The following is a 17,401-nucleotide window of genomic DNA, read 5'->3' on the forward strand; positions in this document are numbered from 1 at the left end:
GGCGGACCCCGAGGGTGGTACGCGTGCGATGATGGGGGTGTGGGTCCCGATCGTTCGAATGAGCCGGCACCGGGCGGCGCATCCTCCGGCGAGTCCGCGGGTGCGGGCATCGAGGTGTCCTCGGGCACGTTGCTGGTCGCCTCGCCGGAGTTGATCGAGCCGACCTTCTCGCGCACCGTCGTCTATCTCATCGAGCACAACGAGTCGGGCAGCCTCGGCGTGGTGCTCAACCGGCCCAGCGAGTCCGCGGTGCACGGGGTGCTCCCCCGGTGGCACGACCTCGCGGCCAAGCCGAAGGCGGTCTTCGTGGGCGGGCCGGTGAACCAGTCGGCGGCGCTGTGCCTGGGTGTGGCCAAGGCGGGGGTGGACGTCAGCGGCATCCGTGGCCTGCAGCCCGTCGCCGGCCGCGTGGTGCTGGTGGACCTCGACTCGGACGTCGAGATGATGGACGAGCTGCTCGACGGCGTGCGCGTCTTCGCCGGGTACAGCGGCTGGGGCATGGGCCAGCTCGACGACGAGCTCGAGCGCGACGACTGGATCCCCTGCGGTTCGCTGCACACCGACGTCCTGGTGCCCGCGCGGGTGGACCTGTGGGGCAAGGTGCTGCGCCGTCAGGGATTGCCCACTGCGCTGCTCGCGACGCACCCGGTGGACGTCTCCGTCAACTGACCGTCAGTCGCGCGGGGCCCGCTGCGACTCGATCATCTGCCACAGCGCCGACCTGCACTCCTCCGCCCGTTCGGGCCCGAGAGTCGCACGCCACGCCGCTTCGAAGTCATTGGCGGCCTCGACTGCCGTTCTGCTCAGCGACCGTCCGTCAGCGGTGAGGCCGACGAGCTTGGCGCGACCGTCCTTCGGATCGCTCGTTCGGGTGAGGTAGCCCCAACCCACGAGCTCCTCCACCGTCGGCGACACCGTCTGCTTGGTCGTTCCGAGACGTGCTGCGATGTCGACCGTCCGTGCTGGTCCGTCGAGGATGGTCGTGCAGACGCGTAGGTGCGCGCGCTTGATCCGCGGGTCCCTGGTCTGAACGGCGGCGAGGACTCCTTCGGTGACGATGGCGGCCAGCCGTCGGGCGAGGGCCCCGATCCTGGAGTCCGGGGTGAGTTCGACGAGCGCCAGGGAGTCGATGGCGGACGACCTACCTCGGGACATGATGGTCAGGCTACTCGTACCGTCACCTGCCCGAGGGGGGCCACCGAGCCCGGCGAGCGCGCCCGTCCCGATGACTGTTCAGAATTCGATGCGCGGCGGCGTGCCCCCACGTAGATTTAGTCAGGGAGACCTGACTAAATAGGAGTGCCGTATGACCGCGATCAAGAGCGTGCTCGGGAAGAGCGTGTTCGGAAGGTGCCCGTGGTGCAGGGTGATTCTCGGCCTCCTCCTGGCGATGGTGTCGTCCGTGCACGCCTACCGGAGTACCACGCTGTCGGTGGATGCCGACGCGGCCGCATACGCCGGGTTGGGCGTGGTCTACGGCATCCTCACGGTGATGGTGGCCCTCGGAGAACGGTGGGCCTACTCCGCCGCGCTGGTGTTCCCGTTCATCGCCCTGGCGTTGGGCGACATCCGCTCCTTCGCGCACTATGGCACTCCGATGGACGCCGTCGACCCGTTCGTCGACCTCCTCGTCGTGCCGGTCGCCGCCTACGTCCTGCGGTCGACCGCACGAGGCGGATCTCGCGAGAATTAGGCTAGTCTTACCTTCCTAGCGATCGGGAGGGTTCATGAGGCGGATCAACGCGCTGCTCGTCGCGGCGGTATCGGTGGTCGGGCTGGTCACGACGGCGTGCGGAGGGTCGGGCGTCGACGGTGCCGCCCCTGCAGCGAGCACGGTCACGATCACGCAGGTCAACGGCGTCACGGAGTTCCCCGTCGGGCCGACGCGCATCGTCGCGACCGGCTACTCCATCGACAACCTCCTCGCGCTGGGCATCAAGCCCGTCGCGGTGGTCGAGGGCGGACTGCCCCTCCCGGCGCCGTGGCACGGAACGCAGCTCGACGGGATCCCGATCATCACGTCGCCGGACAAGAAGTCGATGCCGGTCGAGGAGATCGCGAAGTACCGGCCGGAGCTCTTCGCCGGCGACGACTACGTCGTGGATCAGCCGACCTTCCGGACGCTGTCCGCCATCACCCCGGTGCTCGGGGGCATCGCCGCGAACGGTTCCAGCGCCGCGTGGGACGTCCAGCTCACCGCGCTCGGGCAGATCCTCGGGAAGCAGGATGCCGCCGCGAAGGTACTGGCGGACGACAAGGCGAGGTTCGCGACGGTCCGCGGACGGCACCCGGGCCTGCAGGGCAAATCGGCGGTACTGGCGCAGTACATCGCCGCGTCCAGCACGTTCAACTTCGTCTCCTCCGCCGCCGACCCGACGAACACCCTGTTCGCCGAGCTGGGCATGACCCTCCCGAAGGCGATCAAGGACAACCCGCGGTTCGCCACCGGAGCAGGACAGCAGGGCGGTCGCACCCCGGTCTCGCTCGAGTTGCTTCCGCAGATCGCCGCGAACCTGATGGTGATCTACCCGAACGGCGCGACCGCTGCCGACCTCGACCGACTTCCCGGGTACGCCGGCCTGCCTCAGGTCACGTCGGGCAGCACCGACGTGGTCGACCTGCAGACAGTGATCGCGCTGAACCAGCCCACCTCGCTGAGCCGGGAATGGATCCTGCCTCGGCTCGAGCCGCTGTTCGCCGCGGCCGCTGCGCAGCCGGCGGTCGCCTGATGCACGCGGACGGTCCGTGGCGGGCTCGTCGGGGGTGAGCCCGCGGATCAGACCGGCGCGGTCTCGGGCTCGAGTGCACGCCCGTACCGCGCGGCCAGCCACGCGCACATCATGAGCTGGATCTGGTGGAAGATCATCAGCGGCAGCACCAGCAGGCCGACGGGCTGCCCGGCGAACAGCACGGCGGCCATGGGCAGCCCCGTCGCCATGGACTTCTTCGTTCCGCAGAACTGGATGGCGATCATGTCGGCCCGGTCGAAGCCGAGCTTCTCCGCGGTGGCGCGGGTGAGCCACAGCATGACCAGCACGAGCACGACGGACAGCACGATGAGCTGCACGACGCCCACCCAGGACACCATGCTCCAGATGTGCTCGCGCATCCCGGCCGAGAAGGCGGCGTAGACCACGAGGACGATCGAGCCGCGGTCCACGTACTTCAGGGCCGCGGCGTGCTTCGCCACGAATCCGCCCACCCACGGCCGCAGGAGCTGGCCGAGCAGGAAGGGCAGGAGCAGCTGCAGGCACAGGTCGATGATCGAGCTGCTGTGGAACGTCACCTCGCCGGTGGTCGCCATCAGGGCCAGGACCAGCAGCGGCGTGACGAAGACGCCGAGCAGGTTGGACACCGAAGCGCTCACGATCGCGCCGGGCACGTTGCCGCCCGCGATCGAGGTGAACGCGATCGACGACTGCACCGTCGACGGCAGCAGCGTCAGGAACAGCACGCCGGCGTACAGCTCGGGCCGCAGGAGCACGTCGGGTGCGAAGCGCAGCAGCACTCCGATGATCGGGAAGACCACGAAGGTGAAGCCCAGGATCACCACGTGCAGGCGCCAGTGCTTGAGTCCGGCGAGCGCCTCCATCGGGTGGATCCGCGCCCCGTAGAGGAAGAACAGGATCGCGATCGCGACGGTGACGGCACCGTCGACCACCGGGACCGCGCGGCCCTCCGCGGGGAAGAGCGCCGCAACGCCCACGGCCGCGAAGATCGCCAGGATGAAGCCGTCGATGGAGAGCTTGCTGAGAAGTTTCCTCATCGGCTACGCGGTGCGCGCTTCGTGGTCGCACATGCCCTTGAGGGCGCACGCTCCACAGCCGCCGGTCACGCCACAATCCGCCGCCGGGTCGTCCGACGGTGCGCCGTCCCCGCACTGCGCGCCCGGCTCGTCCGCGCTGCAGCAGGTGGCGTCGGGCATCTGCAGCCGCGCCTGGATCGACGCCGCCCGGGCACCCTGCAACGCGCCGAAGCCGGCGAGCAGGACGCCCGCGATCACGGCGACGCCGGCGGCCACGAAGGACCAGGGTGCGTCCATCGCGAGACCGACCAGCGCGCCGGCGCCGAAGATCACGCCCGCGGCCACCAGGCTCGGCCCGGCCACGCGGTTCGCGGTGCGCCAGAGCAGCGGGTCGGAGAGGGTCTGTTCGGTGCGGACGCCCACGAACCCGTTCTCCGGGAGGCGGCCGGCGAGCCCGGCGGCGCCCACGATGACGGCCGCCACCGCGGCGAGGGCGAGGATCACAACCAGCACGAACACCCCTCCAGTGTAGGTTCGGCGCGAATTTCGTCCGATCAGGGGCACGATTTAGGCTGGTGGGGTGACGCAGAACGTTGAACAGACCCCCTCGACCGGCCCCGCCCACCGGTACACGGCCGAGCTCGCGGGCGCCATCGAGCAGCGGTGGCGCGATCAGTGGCGCGACGGGGGCGTCTTCAACGCCCCGAACCCCGTCGGGCCGCTCGCCGCGACCGAGGGCGAGCTCCCGGCGGAGAAGCTGTTCATCCTCGACATGTTCCCGTACCCGTCGGGCGCGGGTCTGCACGTCGGCCACCCGCTGGGCTTCATCGCGACGGACGTCTTCGGCCGCTATCACCGGATGAACGGCGCCAACGTCCTGCACACGATGGGCTTCGACGCCTTCGGCCTGCCCGCCGAGCAGTACGCGGTGCAGACGGGCACGCACCCGCGCGTGACCACGGAGAAGAACATCCAGCGGTACCTGGAGCAGATCGGCTCGCTGGGCCTGGCGCACGACGAGCGGCGCCGCGTCTCCACCACGGATCCGGAGTTCTACCACTGGACGCAGTGGATCTTCCTGCAGATCTACAACTCCTGGTACGACGCGGCCCAGGACCGTGCGCGTCCCATCGCCGAGCTGGAGGCCGAGTTCGCCTCCGGTGCGCGTGCCACCGACGACGGCCGCGACTGGGCGGGCATGACGGTGGCCGAGCGCGCCGCCGTGCTCGACGAGTACCGCCTGGTCTACGAGAGCAATTCGCTCGTGAACTGGTGCCCGGGCCTGGGCACCGTCCTCGCCAACGAGGAGGTCACCGCGGACGGCCGCAGCGAGCGCGGCAACTTCCCCGTCTACCGCAAGCAGCTGCGGCAGTGGATGATGCGGATCACCGCGTACTCGGACCGACTGATCGACGACCTCGACGTCCTGGACTGGCCCGAGAAGGTCAAGTCCATGCAGCGCAACTGGATCGGCCGTAGCCGAGGCGCCCGGGTCGCCTTCACCGCCGCGGGCGAGCGGATCGAGGTCTTCACGACCCGTCCGGACACCCTGTTCGGTGCCACGTACATGGTCCTCTCCCCCGAGCATCCGCTGGTCGACGAGCTGACCGCCGCCGCGTGGCCCGCGGGCGTCGACGAGCGCTGGACCGGTGGCGCGGCCTCCCCCGCCGAGGCCGTCGCCGCGTACCGCGCGTCGATCGCCGCCAAGTCGGATCTGGAGCGCCAGGAGGGCAAGGAGAAGACGGGCGTCTTCCTCGGCACCGTCGCGGTGAACCCGCTCAGCGGCACCGAGATCCCCGTCTTCATCGGCGATTACGTGCTCATGGGTTACGGCACCGGCGCGATCATGGCGGTCCCGGGGCACGACGTCCGCGACCACGAGTTCGCCACGAAGTTCGGCCTGCCGATCGTCGAGGTGGTGGGCAGTGAGGCCGGCGTCGCCGACGAGGCGTACACCGGCGAGGGGCCCGCGGTGAACTCCGCGAACGCCGACCTGGACATCAACGGCATGGGCGTCGCGGAGGCCAAGGCCGCCGTGATCGCCTACCTGGAGAAGACCGGTGCCGGACGCGGCACCGTCCAGTACAAGCTGCGCGACTGGCTGTTCGCGCGCCAGCGGTACTGGGGCGAGCCCTTCCCCATCGTCTTCGACGCCGACGGTGCGCCGCACGCCCTGCCGGAATCCGAACTGGCCGTGCTGCTTCCGGAGGTCAAGGACTACGCGCCCGTGGCCTTCGATCCCGAGGACTCGGATTCGCAGCCCTCTCCCCCGCTGGCGAAGGCCACCGACTGGCTGCACGTGGAACTGGACCTGGGCGACGGGCTCAAGGACTACACGCGCGACGCGAACGTGATGCCGCAGTGGGCGGGCAGCTCCTGGTACCAGTTGCGCTACGTGGATCCGACGAACGCGGAGACCTTCTGCGCCAAGGAGAACGAGGCCTACTGGATGGGCCCGCGGCCCGAGGTCAACGGCGCGGGCGATCCCGGTGGCGTGGACCTGTACGTGGGCGGCGTGGAGCACGCGGTGCTGCACCTGCTGTACGCGCGCTTCTGGCACAAGGTGCTCTTCGACCTGGGCTACGTCACCTCGCGTGAGCCCTACCGGAAGCTGTTCAACCAGGGCATGATCCAGGCGTACGCCTACACCGACTCCCGCGGCGTGTACGTGCCCGCGGAGGACGTGGTGGAGCGCGACGGGAAGTACTTCCTCGGCGAACAGGAGGTGAACCGCGAGTACGGCAAGATGGGCAAGTCCCTGAAGAACTCGGTCGCACCCGACGACATCGCCCGCGACTACGGCGCGGACACCCTGCGCGTCTACGAGATGTCCATGGGCCCACTGGATCAGGATCGCGCGTGGGCCACCAAGGACGTGGTGGGTGCGCAGCGCTTCCTGCAGCGCGCATGGCGCGCCGTGGTCGACGAGGAGACCGGCGCCGTCCGCGTCACCGACGAGACCCCGTCGGACGACTCGATGCGCGTGCTGCACAAGACGATCGCGGGTGTGCGCGAGGACTACGCGGAGATGCGCGACAACACCGCCATCGCGAAGCTGATCGAGCTGACGAACCACCTCACCAAGGAGTACCCCGGCGGCGCGCCGCGGGCGCTCGCGGAGCCGCTGGCCCTGATGCTGGCACCCGTCGCTCCGCACATCGCCGAGGAGCTGTGGAACCGGCTGGGCCACACCGAGTCACTCGCGCACGGGCCCTTCCCCGTGGCCGAGGGGCAGTGGCTGGTGCAGGACACGATCGAGATCCCCGTGCAGGTGAAGGGCAAGGTCCGCGCCCGCATCACCGTGGGCGCCGACGCCTCCGACGAGGCCCTCGAGGCCGCGGCGCTCGCCGAGCCCAAGGTCGCCGAGCTGCTGGACGGTGCCCCGCGCAAGGTGATCGTCGTCTCCGGCAAGCTGGTCAACATCGTTCCGTAGCAGGGGCCGGGACTTGGTCGAAGTCGCCTCCGTGGGCCGGGTCTTCGTAGAGGATCAGGACGACGACCTGTGGCACCCGACGGAGGAGACGTGATCGGTTCGGTCCGAGAGCTGGCGACCGCGGAGCGTGCGAGCCTGCTCGAGCTCCTCGAAACGCTGACCCCCGAGCAGTGGGCCGCAGCCAGCCTGTGCGCGGGCTGGACGGTGCGCGACGTGGTGGCGCACCACTTCAGCTACGACATGCTCACGCCCGCACAGACGGCCCGACGGGTGATCGCGGGACTCCGCTACCCGGGCGGCCCGAACGCGCTGGGCATCGAGTACCTCGCGGAGCAGAGCACTGACGAGCTGATCGAGACGGTCCGCCGGCACCTCGACCCGCGCGGGCTCGTGACGGCCTTCGGATGCCGTGTCGCACTGACCGACAGCATGCACCACCAGCAGGACATCCGCCGCCCCCTCGGGCTGCCGCGGACCATTCCCGCTGAGCGGATCGTGCCCGCACTGAACTTCTCCCTCTGGGCACCGCCGATCCGCGGCGTGGTGCACGGCAGGGGCGTGCGGCTGATCGCCGACGATCTCGACTGGGCCTTCGGCCGCGGGCCCGAGGTCCGCGGAACAAGCGAAGCGGTGCTCATGGCACTCGGTGGCCGTGGCGACGCGCTCCGCGACCTGACCGGGCCGGGACGCGACCGTCTGGCGCGCAATCTCGACGTGCGTCTCTGACCCGTCGGCCAGGGTGGTCGCCGTGCCCGCCTCGCGCCGCAGCCGTGCCCGACCTACCCTCGTCACGCCGCAGTGGCGAGGGGCCACGGCGGATCGACGCGCCAGTGGTTGTCGGCGTCGTTTTCGGCGAGCAGGCTCTCGAGCATCGGCGGGCCGTGCGGGCCGTCGAGGATCGTGGCGACATCGTCGTGGATGGCGCCGACGAAGTCCCGGTACAGGGCGCGTTCGTCCTCCGTACGCCAGGCATCGGCGTACTGCTGGTGGCGTTGCCGATGATGGTCGAGTGCAACGCGGTAGAGCTCGGCCGGATGGTGATGGTGATTCACCCGGAACTCCCCGGTGGGATCCGCTGTGCGCCGCCAACCGACCCGGCCCGAGTAGTCGCCGTCCTCGAACACGACGGTCTCGAAGCCACGCCGAACGTCGTCGCGGCTGGGCACGACCTTGCCGTGGTGCGCGTCGCAGGCGAGCGTCAGGACGTCGATGTCGGTGCATCCGCCGTCCGCCCATTCGGTGACGTGATGGACCTGGCACCGCGTGGCCGGAGCGTCGCAACGCGGTGCACTGCAGCCCTTCTCCGACCCGTACAGCGCGATGCGCTGGTCCGCGGAGGCGAGCCGCTTCTCCCGCCCGAGGTACAGCGGGCGCCCGGCCACATCGAGCAGGAGGACGTAGCGGGGGTTGGCGCCCATCATCCGCAGCGCGTCCTCGACGGGGAGTCGCCCGCCGGTGGCGGTGGTCGCGATGCCGGTCTCGGACTCGAGCTGGTCGATGCCGAGCGTGATGATCGGGACGCAGGGGAGACCGCGGTGCCGGCCCAGCAGGCCGGAGCCGATCGCCGCGCGCAGGGCCGCGACGAACGCGTCGTGGTTGCGCTGCGCCGCGGTCCGCTTGTCCCGCTTCGCCGCCGCGGCAACAGCATCGGCATCGTCCATATCGACGGGGTCGTCCGCGTCATCCGGGTTGTTCACGCCCGGACGCGCCAGCTTCTCCATGACTACGTCCACCAGTGCTCGCGCCTCCGGTGACAGCACACCCTCGAGGCCGGACATGAGATCGTCACCCTGCTTCCCGATGCTCAGCTCGCGGGCACGGGCGATGTTCTCGGCGGACGGCTCGGCACCGTCGGGATCGATGTGCTCGTAGGCGCGGCGCCCGAGCACGGCGATGTCGTCCGGGGTGCACCCGCCGACCGCGGTGGTGACCAGCATGTCCTCCAGGTCGTGAAGTTCGGGCAGGGAGAGCTTGCGCGAGCACTTGTCGAGCGCCTTCTCGATGGAGACCGCATGCCGCTCGGAGATCGGTCCCTCCCGTTGGGCGGCGGCGAGAACCGCGCGGACGGGCCCGGGCGCGTGGCCGTGCTCCTGCCGCGGTGCGCGCGAGCGGGCGCCCCGGATGCGTTCCTGCGCTTCGGATCCTGCCAGGTGCAGCTGGTCGACCAGCATCTCCCTCGCGCTCGTGTAACCGAGCTGCGCGGACAGGCCCTGCTCGATACCCACTTCGGTGAGCCAGTGCTGGCTGCTGGGCACCTTCCGGGATGCGCACTCGAGCCGGCGCAGTGCATCGAGCACCTCGGCGGAGGACAGCATCACCGGGTTCGCCGCAGCCAGCACATCCGCTGCCTGTTCGAAGGCGGCGAGTGCATCGAGATACTCGGCAGCGCTGTTGTTCTCGACCATCGCCGACCTCCCTTCACTACTGCAAGTCTACTCCGATGTTCGTCACTGTGCCAGTGGATCGAACGTACTACCGATATCGATCGGAATGCTCTAGCCTGGTGAACGACGAGGGGGAACCGCATGCGCCTGATCGACGATGCCGAACGCCGCGCCCGCATGGGGCGTCGCCACGCACTCGCGCCGCAGCACCGGGTCGGCACGGTCCTCGACGCCGTCCGAGCCGTCGGGGTCCTGCATGCGACGGAGGCCGCCACCCCCTACCTCTCCCTGCACGCGCGGATGCACGACTTCACGCGCGAGGCCTACGAACGGGAACTGTGGGAGGAGCGCTCCCTCGTCAAACAGCTCGCCATGCGGCGCACGATGTTCGTCTTCCCGCGTGGGCTGCATCCTGCGGCTCTCGGTGCCCCGGCGAAGCGGGTCGCGGCGCAGGAGCACGCGAAGATCGCCAAGGACGCGCAGCGGGGCGGCGTCGCGCAGGACGGCGAGGCCTGGTTGGCCGAGGCGCGGGACGCGGTACTCGGCGCACTCGCCGGGTGCGAGCGCAGCGCGGTGCAGCTCCGCGAGCAGCTGCCGGCGTTGAGCGGGCGCGTGATGATGGCCGAGGGCAAGGCCTACGGCGGGGAGATGCACCTGGCGCCCAGGGTTCTGACCTGGCTCGGTGCTGAGGGGGCACTCGTGCGCGCCCGCAACGAGAGCCACTGGCGGGTGAACCGGAATCTGTGGGCCCGGGCGGACGATTGGCTGGGTGCACCGCCGGAGCGCACCGGGGCGGCGGAGGGCTACGCGATTCTGGTGCGCGAGTACCTGCGCGCCTTCGGGCCGGTCACGGAGACCGACGTCGTGTGGTGGTTCGGCGCCACCAAGGCGGCGATCCGCGCGGCTCTCGCCGAGATCGGTGCCGTGCAGGTCCGGTTGGACCGCGACGGGATCGGATGGGTGCTGCCGGAGGACGAGGAGCCGGTCGACCCGGTGGAGCCCTGGGCGGCGCTGCTCCCCGCGCTCGACCCCACGCCGATGGGGTGGAAGGAGCGCGACTTCTACCTCGGCCCCGACTTCGCGCGCGCCGTCTACGACACGGCGGGCAACGTGGGCACCACCGCGTGGTGGGACGGCCGCATCGTGGGGGCCTACACCCAGGGGGAGGACGGCACCGTCGGGCTGGTCCTGGCGCCGGGGACGCCCCGGGCCGCGCGCACTGCGCTCGACGCGGAGGCTGCCCGGCTGCAGGAATGGCTGGCCGGCGAGCGGGTGAACTCGCTGTACAAGTCCCCGATCACGTTGCCGGCGTACGACGGCTGATCAGCGGACGACGGCGATCGCCAGGCCGTCCCAGCCCTTGATCCCGACGGTCTGCAGCGCGGTCGCGTCGAGCCTCGGATCGGAGCCGAGGCGCTCGAGGGCGCCGCGGGTGCCGTCGGCGTCCGGGCCCTCCTCGTGGATGCGGCGCACCACGTTGTCGAGCACGATGACGGTGCCCGGAACGCTCAGGCGCAGAGCCCAATCGAGGTAGGCGCGGTTGTTGGCCTTGTCGGCGTCGATGAAGACGAGTCCGAACGGGCCGTCGACGAAGGGGAGCGTGTCGAGCGCGGCGCCGACCTCGATCGAGACGCGGTCGCCGAGCCCGGCGGCGTCGAGGCTGGCGCGGGCCACGGCTGCGTGCTCGGGGGAGAACTCCAGCGTGACGACGGAGCCCCCGGGCCCGACGGCCCGCGCGAGCCATGCGGTGCTGTACCCGCCCAGTGTGCCGATCTCCAGGATCCGGTCGGCGCGGGCGATGCTCGCGAGCAGGTAGAGGAATTTGCCCTGGGTGGCCGAGACCGCGATGTCCGGTAGGCCGCCCTCGGCCTGCGCCGTACGGATCGGCTCGAACCCGGCGGCGTCGACGGCCACCGTCCGCTCGAGGTAGTCGTCGACATCGGCCCACAACTCGCTGCTCACGAGCCCGACCCTACGCCGATCCGCGCGCGCGGGCCACGGGGCTCAGCGCGGACGGAGGACGATCTCGGTGGGGTGGGCATCGCCCGGCGTCGCGATCGCCGAGGCGACGGCGCCCGCCACGGTCTCGGGGCGCAGGAGGCCCTCGGTGGAGTACTCGCGTCCCTCGGCGGCGAAGATCCCCTGCTGCATCTCGGTGTCGATGCGGCCGGGGAAGATGCTCGTCACGCGCAGCGCGGGCTCCTCGGCCCGCAGCGCCTCGGCGAAGGCGGTGAGCCCGAACTTGCTCGCGGCGTACGCCGACCAGCCGGGGTTCGCGCGTTTGCCCGCACCGGAGTTGAGCAGCACCACGTGGCCGCCCGCGGCCCGCAGCGCGGGCAGCAGGGCCCGCGTCAGCTCCACGACCGACAGCAGGTTGATCTCGAACATGTCGCGCCAGTCCGAAGCGGGGGTGTCCTCGATGCGCCCGATCCGCCCGAGACCGGCGTTGTGGACGAGCACGTCCAGGCGGTCGATCGGCGCGGCGAGCGCCCGCACGGCGTCGTGGTCGGTCAGGTCCGCCGGAAAGGCTGCGGCATCGTCGAATTCGGCGACGAGGGTGTCCAGGGCGGGGGAGGGGCGACCGCCCAGGAGGAGGCGGTGCGAGTCCCCGAGCCGGCGCGCGATGTGTGCGCCGAGCCCGCGGGACGCGCCGGTCACCAGGGCGAGGGGGCGGGCGTCCGTCATGCGACCACGGTACCGAACCTGAGGCAACGGGAGAACCCCGGTCGAATCCTGGGGATCCGCCGGGGTTTTCGCCGTGCTGCTCAGAACTCGGCGTCGCCGACCAGGGCCGCCTCGGCGGGCACGTCGTGGGAGTCGGCGCCCTTGCCGCGCACCTGGGTCAGGATGAGCGCGGCGACGACGCAGGCGATCGCGCCGATGTAGAACGGAGCGGCGGGGCTGCCGAACCAGTTCGCGAAGTGCGCCACGAGGGTGGCGGCGAGAGCGCCGCCGGCCCAGCGGAGGAAGTTGTAGCCGGCGCTGGCGACGGGTCGCGGCGCGTCGGCGATCGACATCGCGGTGCCGGTGAACAGGGTGTTCAGCACGCCCGACGGGATGCCGGAGAGGATCACGACGGTGACCACCACGCCGACGGATTCGTGTCCGGCGGCGGCGATCACCAGGAGGACGCCGTAGACCAGGACGGCCGCGATCGAACCGGTGCGCTCGCCGAGGGCGGCGGCGACCTTCGGGGCGAGCCAGACACCGCTGACGGCGACGAGCAGGCCCCAGCCGACGAAGACGGCGCCGACGAAGTAGGCGCTGCGGTGCAGCACGAACGGCGACCAGGCGAGGATCGTGAAGAAGGCGGCCGTGTAGAAGGCGGAGCCCAGGCCGGTGAGGAACAGGCCGCGTTGACGCAGGGCCCGCAGCGGTGCCAGGGGCGAGACGGTGCCCTCGCGCTGCCGCTTCTCCTTCGCCTCTGCGGCATCGGACTTCAGCATCGTCGCGCACAGCACGGCGCCGATCAGCATGAGGATCGCGGTACCGGCGAACGGCCCGCGCCAGGACACACCGCCGAGCACGGCCCCCAGCAGCGGGCCGACGGCCAGGCCCACGCCCAGCGCGGCCTCGTAGAGCAGGATCGCGCCCTGCTGGCCGCCGGTCGCGGCCGCCACGATCACGGCGAGCGCGGTGGCGATGAAGAGGGCGTTGCCGAGGCCCCACACGGCGCGCCACGCGACGAGCATGCCGATCGAGTTCGCGAGGGCACAGGCCCCGGCGGCGATCACGATGAGCAGCAGACCGGCGATGACGGTGCGCTTGGCGCCGAACATCGAGGTGAACCAGCCGATGAAGAGCATCGCCACGACCTGCACGCCCAGGTACGAGGAGAAGAGCAGCGTGGTCTGGCTCGGCGTGGCGTGCAGCGACTCCGCGATCGACACCAGGATGGGGTCGACGAGGCCGATCCCCATGAACGCGATGACCGCGGCGAACGCCGTGACCCACACCGCCTTGGGCTGATGGGAGAGAGTCTCGCGCAGGCCGGGGTGCGCGTGCTCTGTCTGGTTACGTTCGGCGGTGGTCGTCATCGCAGCTCCTTTCGGTTACTACGAAATCCTAACTAATTCGTCGTGCGAAAGGCAAGCCGTGTGACCGACTCGTCGGATCAGAGGTCCTCGCGGTACCGATCCATCAGCTTGTGGAGCGCGGGGAGCGCGCGGTCCAGGTTGCGCCGGTCCTCGTCGGAGAGCTCGCCGAGATGCCCCGCGAGCACGGCGTTGCGGGCCTCGACCAGCTCGGAGGTGAGCTGCGCGCCGTGCTCGGAGAGCTGCACGACCACCGCCCGGCCGTCGTCGGGGTCGGGGCTGCGCTCGGCGAGCCCCAGGCGCTCGAGCCCGTCGACGGCGCTCGTGGCCGAAGGCAGGCGGATGCGCAGGTAGCGGGCGAGCTCGCCCATCCGCACGGGTCCGAGGAGCAGCAGGCTCTGGAGGGCGGCCTGCTGCGCTGGGGTGAGGTCGGGCCCCGGGGTGTTGCGCCGCACCAGGAAGTGCAGCTGCAGGAGCGGGGAGCGCAGGCGCGCCGCGAGATCGTCGATCGCGGCGTCGGCCACCGGGGCCGACGGTGCGCCGGGTACTTCGGACGCGGAGGTCATGATCTCGATAGTAAAGGTTCCGACAACAATGCCGGGCGCACCCGCAGGCGCGCCCGGCACCGTCGACCGGAGGGCGGTGGCTACGTCCCGATGTTCCCCGACTTCTTCCACACCGCGACCACCGACGGGCGGGGCTGCGAGGAGCCGCCGTCGGGCCAGTGCGAGGTGGGCTTGTCGGCGGTGGCGTCGTCGGTCTCGCCCGGGTGCTGTACGGCGACGAGCACGCGGTTGTCACGCACGACGGGGCCGCAGGTCTCGGCGCCGAAGGGCACGGTGAGGAACTGCTTGGTGAGGCCGCGGTCCTTGCCCTCGAGGACGACGCCGAAGAGGCCGTCGTTGCTGTCGAAGGTGGCGTTGGTGCCGTCCGTCGAGATCCACAGGTTGCCGTGCGAGTCGAAGGTGACGTTGTCGGGGCAGCTGATCCGCGAGACCTTGGTCTTGTCGAAGCCGCCGTAGTAGGTGTCGGCGGCGGCGGGGTCGCCGCACACCAGCAGCAGGTCCCAGGAGAAGTCGGTGCCCGTGTGGTTGTCGGTGATCTCCAGCAGCTGGCCGCTCTTGTTCTTCACGCGCGGGTTCGGCGTGTCGATGCCCGCCTTGCCCTCGGTGCCGCGGTCGCTGTTGTTGGTCAGCGCGCAATAGATCTTGCCGGTCTTGGGATTCGGCTCGATGTCCTCGGGGCGGTCCATCTTGGTGGCGCCCACCTTGTCGCCCGCGACGCGGGTCCACAGCGCCACGTTCTCCGCCGGCATGCCCTCGACGTGCGACTCGGCGCTGCCGTCGGCCTTGGTGGTGAGCAGCGGGATCCACGTGCTGGTGCCCTTGTAGCCGCCCTCGGGGACCTTGCCGTTCTCCACCTTCTGGCCCTCGAACTTCGCCACGTACAGCGTGCCCTCGTCGAGGATGCGCATGTTCGCCTCCATCGCGGCGGCGCCCTTGCCGGGCTGGATCTTCCGCGAGCTGACGAACTTGTAGATGTACTCGAACTTCGAGTCGTCGCCGCAGTAGGTGACCACGTCGCCCGTGGGGGTGACGTAGATGTTGCCCCCCTCGCGCTTCATGCGGCCCAGCGCGGAGTGCTTGATCGGGGTCGACTTCGGGTCGTGCGGGTTCACCTCGACGAGGTAACCGAAGCGGTTGATCTCGTTGGGCTCCTTGGACAGATCGAACCGGTCCTCGTACTTCATCCAGTGGTGGGCGTCCTCGTCCTTGCCCACGCCGTAGCGCTTCCAGCCCTCCTTGAGGCCGTCCAGCGGCGGCGTGTCGGTGCCGGAGAAGTAGTTGGTGTAGTTCTCCTCGCCGGAGATCATGGTGCCCCACGGCGTGATCCCGCCGGAGCAGTTGGCGATCGTGCCGAGCACGCGGGTGCCGCTCGGGTCGGCGGCGGTGCGGGTGAAGAAGCCCGCTGCGGGGCCGCGCAGCTCGAAGGGCGTCGACGCGGTGATGCGCCGGTTGTACTCGCCGAGAACGGGAGTCAGCTTGCCCGAGCCGGGCTCGCCCTTGACCTCCACGACCGTGATGCCGTGCGCGGCCATCTCCACGCGCACCTGGTTCTCGGTGGGGTCGCCCTCCTTGTAGCCCTTGAACATCGCGGTGCCGGTGGTGTACTCCTGGTTGCACACCATGAGGAAGGTGTCCGGCTTGCCCTCCACCGCAATGAGATCGGTGAAGTCGTTGTTGAAGCCGAACTGCTGCGCCTGGGCCTCGGGCGTCTGGTTGTCGAAATCGAACTGCGGCGCGCCGGGCACCACCGGATCGCCCCAGCGGATCACGACGGCCTGCTCGTAGCCCTCGGGCACGGTCACGGCGTCGGCCTTGTTCGGGGCGATCGCGGTGAAGTTCAGGCCGGGGGCGTTGACGTTGGCCGACGGTGCGCCGTTGCCCGCCGCCGCGCTCGACGAGGCACCGGCGCCGCTGGAACCGTTGTCGCCACAGGCCGCGAGGACGGTGACCGCGCCGGCGCCCAGCGCCGCAACGCCCGCGCCGCGGAGCACGGTGCGGCGGGTGATGTCGCCGAAGTACTCGTTGTCCGACTGGTTGTCGTGCTCGCGGAAGCACTGGTTGCCGCACTTGTACTTGCAGGTCGTGTGCGAGCGGGCCGACTTACCGTCGTGATCGGTGAGCAGGCGCAGGTTGGGCAGGCGCATGGGGTCTCCCTGAGACTGAGGGCTGAGCGGGATCTGGCTGTGGCTGAATCCCGGTCAATGTGTCAGGGCGACGTGAGCGTCAGGGAAAGTCGCGGTAACGGAAGCCCAAAGCACATTTAGCTACGCACAGGAAACAACAGGGTCGAGCCGGGCCGCGCCGCGTTCGCGACCGGCGTCAGCCCGCGGTCAGGTGCCGGGCCGCGAACGCGTCGAGCGCGTCCTCGGTGCCGAGATAGGGCTCGTCCGGACGGGGCCAGTGCAGGATCACGTCGGTGAAGCCCAGCTCCGCGGCGCGGCCCACCGCGTCGTCGGCGGCGTCCGGCGAGCTGAGGGAGTAGGTGCCGCCCGAGTCGATGGACAGGTAGCGGTCGATGGCGCCGCGCTCGCGCCCGGCCGCGTCCAGGGCGTCGTCGAGGCGCGTGGAGAGCTCGGCGACGCGGGACCACCAGGCGTCGCCGCCGTCACCGTCGGGCCCGGTGGTGACCCAGCCCTGCCCCAGCTCCGCCACGAGGCGGAGTCCCTTCGGCCCGTTCGCCGCGAGCACGAAGGGCATCCGCGGCGACTGCGCGGGCGCGCCCACCATGCGCGCGTCGACGGCGCGGTACAGCGGACCGTCGAAGGAGATGGGGCCGCCCTGCTCGAAGCGCAGGAGCACGTCGAGGTCGCGGGTGAACTCCACGAAGCGGTCGTGGCGCTGCCGTGGGGTGAGCTCGGGCTGCCCGAGTACGAAGGCGTCGAAACCCGTTCCGCCGGATCCGATTCCCAGGAGGAGGCGGCCGCCGGAGATCTCGTCCACGCCCGCCAGGTCTTTGGCGAACGGGACCGGATGGCGGAAGTTCGGCGACGTGACGAACGTGCCCAGCCGGATCCGCTCCGTCGCCGTGGCCGCGGCGGTGAGCAGCGGCACCGTCGCACCCCAAGGCTGATCGGCGAGCGTGCGCCACGACAGGTGGTCGTAGGTCCAGGCGTGATCGAAGCCCAGTTCCTCCGCCTTGCGCCAGCGCCGGCGCGCCTCGGGCCACGGGTACTGGGGCAGGATGCACACGCCGAATCGCACGCATCGAGCTTACGACTCGTGACCTCGTCGCACGACCT

General features: G+C 70.5%; 16 protein-coding genes. 6 read left to right on the plus strand and 10 right to left on the minus strand.

Going from position 1 to position 17,401, the window contains the following annotated elements:
* The first annotated feature begins 39 nt into the window (after positions 1-39).
* Entirely contained in the window at positions 40-669 is a 630-nt protein-coding gene (locus FK530_RS15865) for a YqgE/AlgH family protein (RefSeq protein ID WP_146488010.1), read from the plus strand.
* Between the two features lie 3 nt (positions 670-672).
* Here the strand turns inward: FK530_RS15865 and FK530_RS15870 are convergent, their stop codons facing one another.
* Positions 673-1,155: a MarR family winged helix-turn-helix transcriptional regulator gene (locus FK530_RS15870; protein ID WP_146488011.1), complete on the minus strand. Its 483-nt coding sequence runs from the start codon at positions 1,153-1,155 to the stop codon at positions 673-675.
* 151 nt (positions 1,156-1,306) lie between these two features.
* Here FK530_RS15870 and FK530_RS15875 point away from each other — a divergent pair, with 151 nt between their 5' ends.
* Both FK530_RS15875 and FK530_RS15880 read left to right on the plus strand, forming a co-directional pair.
* Positions 1,307-1,693 carry a hypothetical protein gene (locus FK530_RS15875; RefSeq protein ID WP_146488012.1) on the plus strand — a complete coding sequence of 129 codons (387 nt, stop codon included), beginning with the start codon at positions 1,307-1,309 and terminating at the stop codon, positions 1,691-1,693.
* 34 nt (positions 1,694-1,727) lie between these two features.
* The gene (locus tag FK530_RS15880) at positions 1,728-2,729 is read left to right on the plus strand and encodes an ABC transporter substrate-binding protein (protein WP_146488013.1); all 1,002 of its coding nucleotides are present in this window, start codon (positions 1,728-1,730) and stop codon (positions 2,727-2,729) included.
* Positions 2,730-2,776: 47 nt separating this feature from the next.
* Here the strand turns inward: FK530_RS15880 and FK530_RS15885 are convergent, their stop codons facing one another.
* Together FK530_RS15885 and FK530_RS15890 are read right to left on the minus strand one after the other, a co-directional pair.
* Positions 2,777-3,766, minus strand: a complete 990-nt coding sequence (locus FK530_RS15885; protein WP_146488014.1) for a bile acid:sodium symporter family protein — start codon at positions 3,764-3,766, stop codon at positions 2,777-2,779.
* A 3-nt stretch (positions 3,767-3,769) separates the two neighbouring features.
* Positions 3,770-4,264: an SdpI family protein gene (locus FK530_RS15890; RefSeq protein ID WP_158645115.1), complete on the minus strand. Its 495-nt coding sequence runs from the start codon at positions 4,262-4,264 to the stop codon at positions 3,770-3,772.
* A 61-nt stretch (positions 4,265-4,325) separates the two neighbouring features.
* On the opposite strand from FK530_RS15890, the gene leuS reads away from it, so the two are divergent.
* Together leuS and FK530_RS15900 are read left to right on the plus strand one after the other, a co-directional pair.
* Positions 4,326-7,178 carry a leucine--tRNA ligase gene (gene leuS / locus FK530_RS15895; RefSeq protein WP_146488016.1) on the plus strand — a complete coding sequence of 951 codons (2,853 nt, stop codon included), beginning with the start codon at positions 4,326-4,328 and terminating at the stop codon, positions 7,176-7,178.
* 90 nt (positions 7,179-7,268) lie between these two features.
* Positions 7,269-7,904, plus strand: a complete 636-nt coding sequence (locus FK530_RS15900; protein ID WP_146488017.1) for a maleylpyruvate isomerase family mycothiol-dependent enzyme — start codon at positions 7,269-7,271, stop codon at positions 7,902-7,904.
* Between the two features lie 62 nt (positions 7,905-7,966).
* Here the strand turns inward: FK530_RS15900 and FK530_RS15905 are convergent, their stop codons facing one another.
* A complete protein-coding gene (locus FK530_RS15905) occupies positions 7,967-9,583 on the minus strand; it encodes an HNH endonuclease signature motif containing protein (protein ID WP_146488018.1) in 1,617 nt (538 codons plus the stop codon).
* Positions 9,584-9,703: 120 nt separating this feature from the next.
* Between FK530_RS15905 and FK530_RS15910 the strand changes: the two genes are divergently transcribed.
* Complete coding sequence (locus FK530_RS15910) at positions 9,704-10,885, plus strand: winged helix DNA-binding domain-containing protein (RefSeq protein ID WP_146488019.1); 1,182 nt, start codon at positions 9,704-9,706, stop codon at positions 10,883-10,885.
* On the opposite strand, the gene FK530_RS15915 is transcribed toward FK530_RS15910, so the two are convergent.
* From FK530_RS15915 to FK530_RS15940, 6 genes are all read right to left on the minus strand, one after another.
* Positions 10,886-11,524 carry an O-methyltransferase gene (locus FK530_RS15915; protein WP_146488020.1) on the minus strand — a complete coding sequence of 213 codons (639 nt, stop codon included), beginning with the start codon at positions 11,522-11,524 and terminating at the stop codon, positions 10,886-10,888. It abuts the gene before it with no gap.
* Between the two features lie 42 nt (positions 11,525-11,566).
* On the minus strand, positions 11,567-12,247 hold the full coding sequence (locus FK530_RS15920; protein WP_146488021.1) for an SDR family oxidoreductase: 681 nt from the start codon (positions 12,245-12,247) through the stop codon (positions 11,567-11,569).
* Positions 12,248-12,327: 80 nt separating this feature from the next.
* Positions 12,328-13,599 carry an MFS transporter gene (locus FK530_RS15925; protein ID WP_146488022.1) on the minus strand — a complete coding sequence of 424 codons (1,272 nt, stop codon included), beginning with the start codon at positions 13,597-13,599 and terminating at the stop codon, positions 12,328-12,330.
* 77 nt (positions 13,600-13,676) lie between these two features.
* Positions 13,677-14,162, minus strand: a complete 486-nt coding sequence (locus FK530_RS15930; RefSeq protein ID WP_146488023.1) for a MarR family winged helix-turn-helix transcriptional regulator — start codon at positions 14,160-14,162, stop codon at positions 13,677-13,679.
* A gap of 80 nt (positions 14,163-14,242) precedes the next feature.
* The gene (locus tag FK530_RS15935; protein ID WP_146488024.1) at positions 14,243-16,306 is read right to left on the minus strand and encodes a PhoX family protein; all 2,064 of its coding nucleotides are present in this window, start codon (positions 16,304-16,306) and stop codon (positions 14,243-14,245) included.
* 175 nt (positions 16,307-16,481) lie between these two features.
* Positions 16,482-17,363, minus strand: coding sequence for an LLM class flavin-dependent oxidoreductase (locus tag FK530_RS15940; protein ID WP_146488025.1), 882 nt, complete (start codon positions 17,361-17,363; stop codon positions 16,482-16,484).
* Positions 17,364-17,401 lie beyond the last annotated feature (38 nt).

Origin of the sequence: Tsukamurella conjunctivitidis (assembly GCF_007858475.1) — a bacterium.
GTDB lineage: Bacteria > Actinomycetota > Actinomycetes > Mycobacteriales > Mycobacteriaceae > Tsukamurella > Tsukamurella conjunctivitidis.

Excerpts from the sequence above, each read along its gene's own strand:
- FK530_RS15870 (WP_146488011.1), bottom strand. The coding sequence starts at position 1,155 with ATGTCCCGAGGTAGGTCGTCCGCCATCGACTCCCTGGCGCTCGTCGAA.
- FK530_RS15875 (WP_146488012.1), top strand. The coding sequence starts at position 1,307 with ATGACCGCGATCAAGAGCGTGCTCGGGAAGAGCGTGTTCGGAAGGTGC.
- FK530_RS15880 (WP_146488013.1), top strand. The coding sequence starts at position 1,728 with ATGAGGCGGATCAACGCGCTGCTCGTCGCGGCGGTATCGGTGGTCGGG.
- FK530_RS15885 (WP_146488014.1), bottom strand. The coding sequence starts at position 3,766 with ATGAGGAAACTTCTCAGCAAGCTCTCCATCGACGGCTTCATCCTGGCG.
- FK530_RS15905 (WP_146488018.1), bottom strand. The coding sequence starts at position 9,583 with ATGGTCGAGAACAACAGCGCTGCCGAGTATCTCGATGCACTCGCCGCC.
- FK530_RS15910 (WP_146488019.1), top strand. The coding sequence starts at position 9,704 with ATGCGCCTGATCGACGATGCCGAACGCCGCGCCCGCATGGGGCGTCGC.
- FK530_RS15920 (WP_146488021.1), bottom strand. The coding sequence starts at position 12,247 with ATGACGGACGCCCGCCCCCTCGCCCTGGTGACCGGCGCGTCCCGCGGG.
- FK530_RS15925 (WP_146488022.1), bottom strand. The coding sequence starts at position 13,599 with ATGACGACCACCGCCGAACGTAACCAGACAGAGCACGCGCACCCCGGC.
- FK530_RS15930 (WP_146488023.1), bottom strand. The coding sequence starts at position 14,162 with ATGACCTCCGCGTCCGAAGTACCCGGCGCACCGTCGGCCCCGGTGGCC.
- FK530_RS15935 (WP_146488024.1), bottom strand. The coding sequence starts at position 16,306 with ATGCGCCTGCCCAACCTGCGCCTGCTCACCGATCACGACGGTAAGTCG.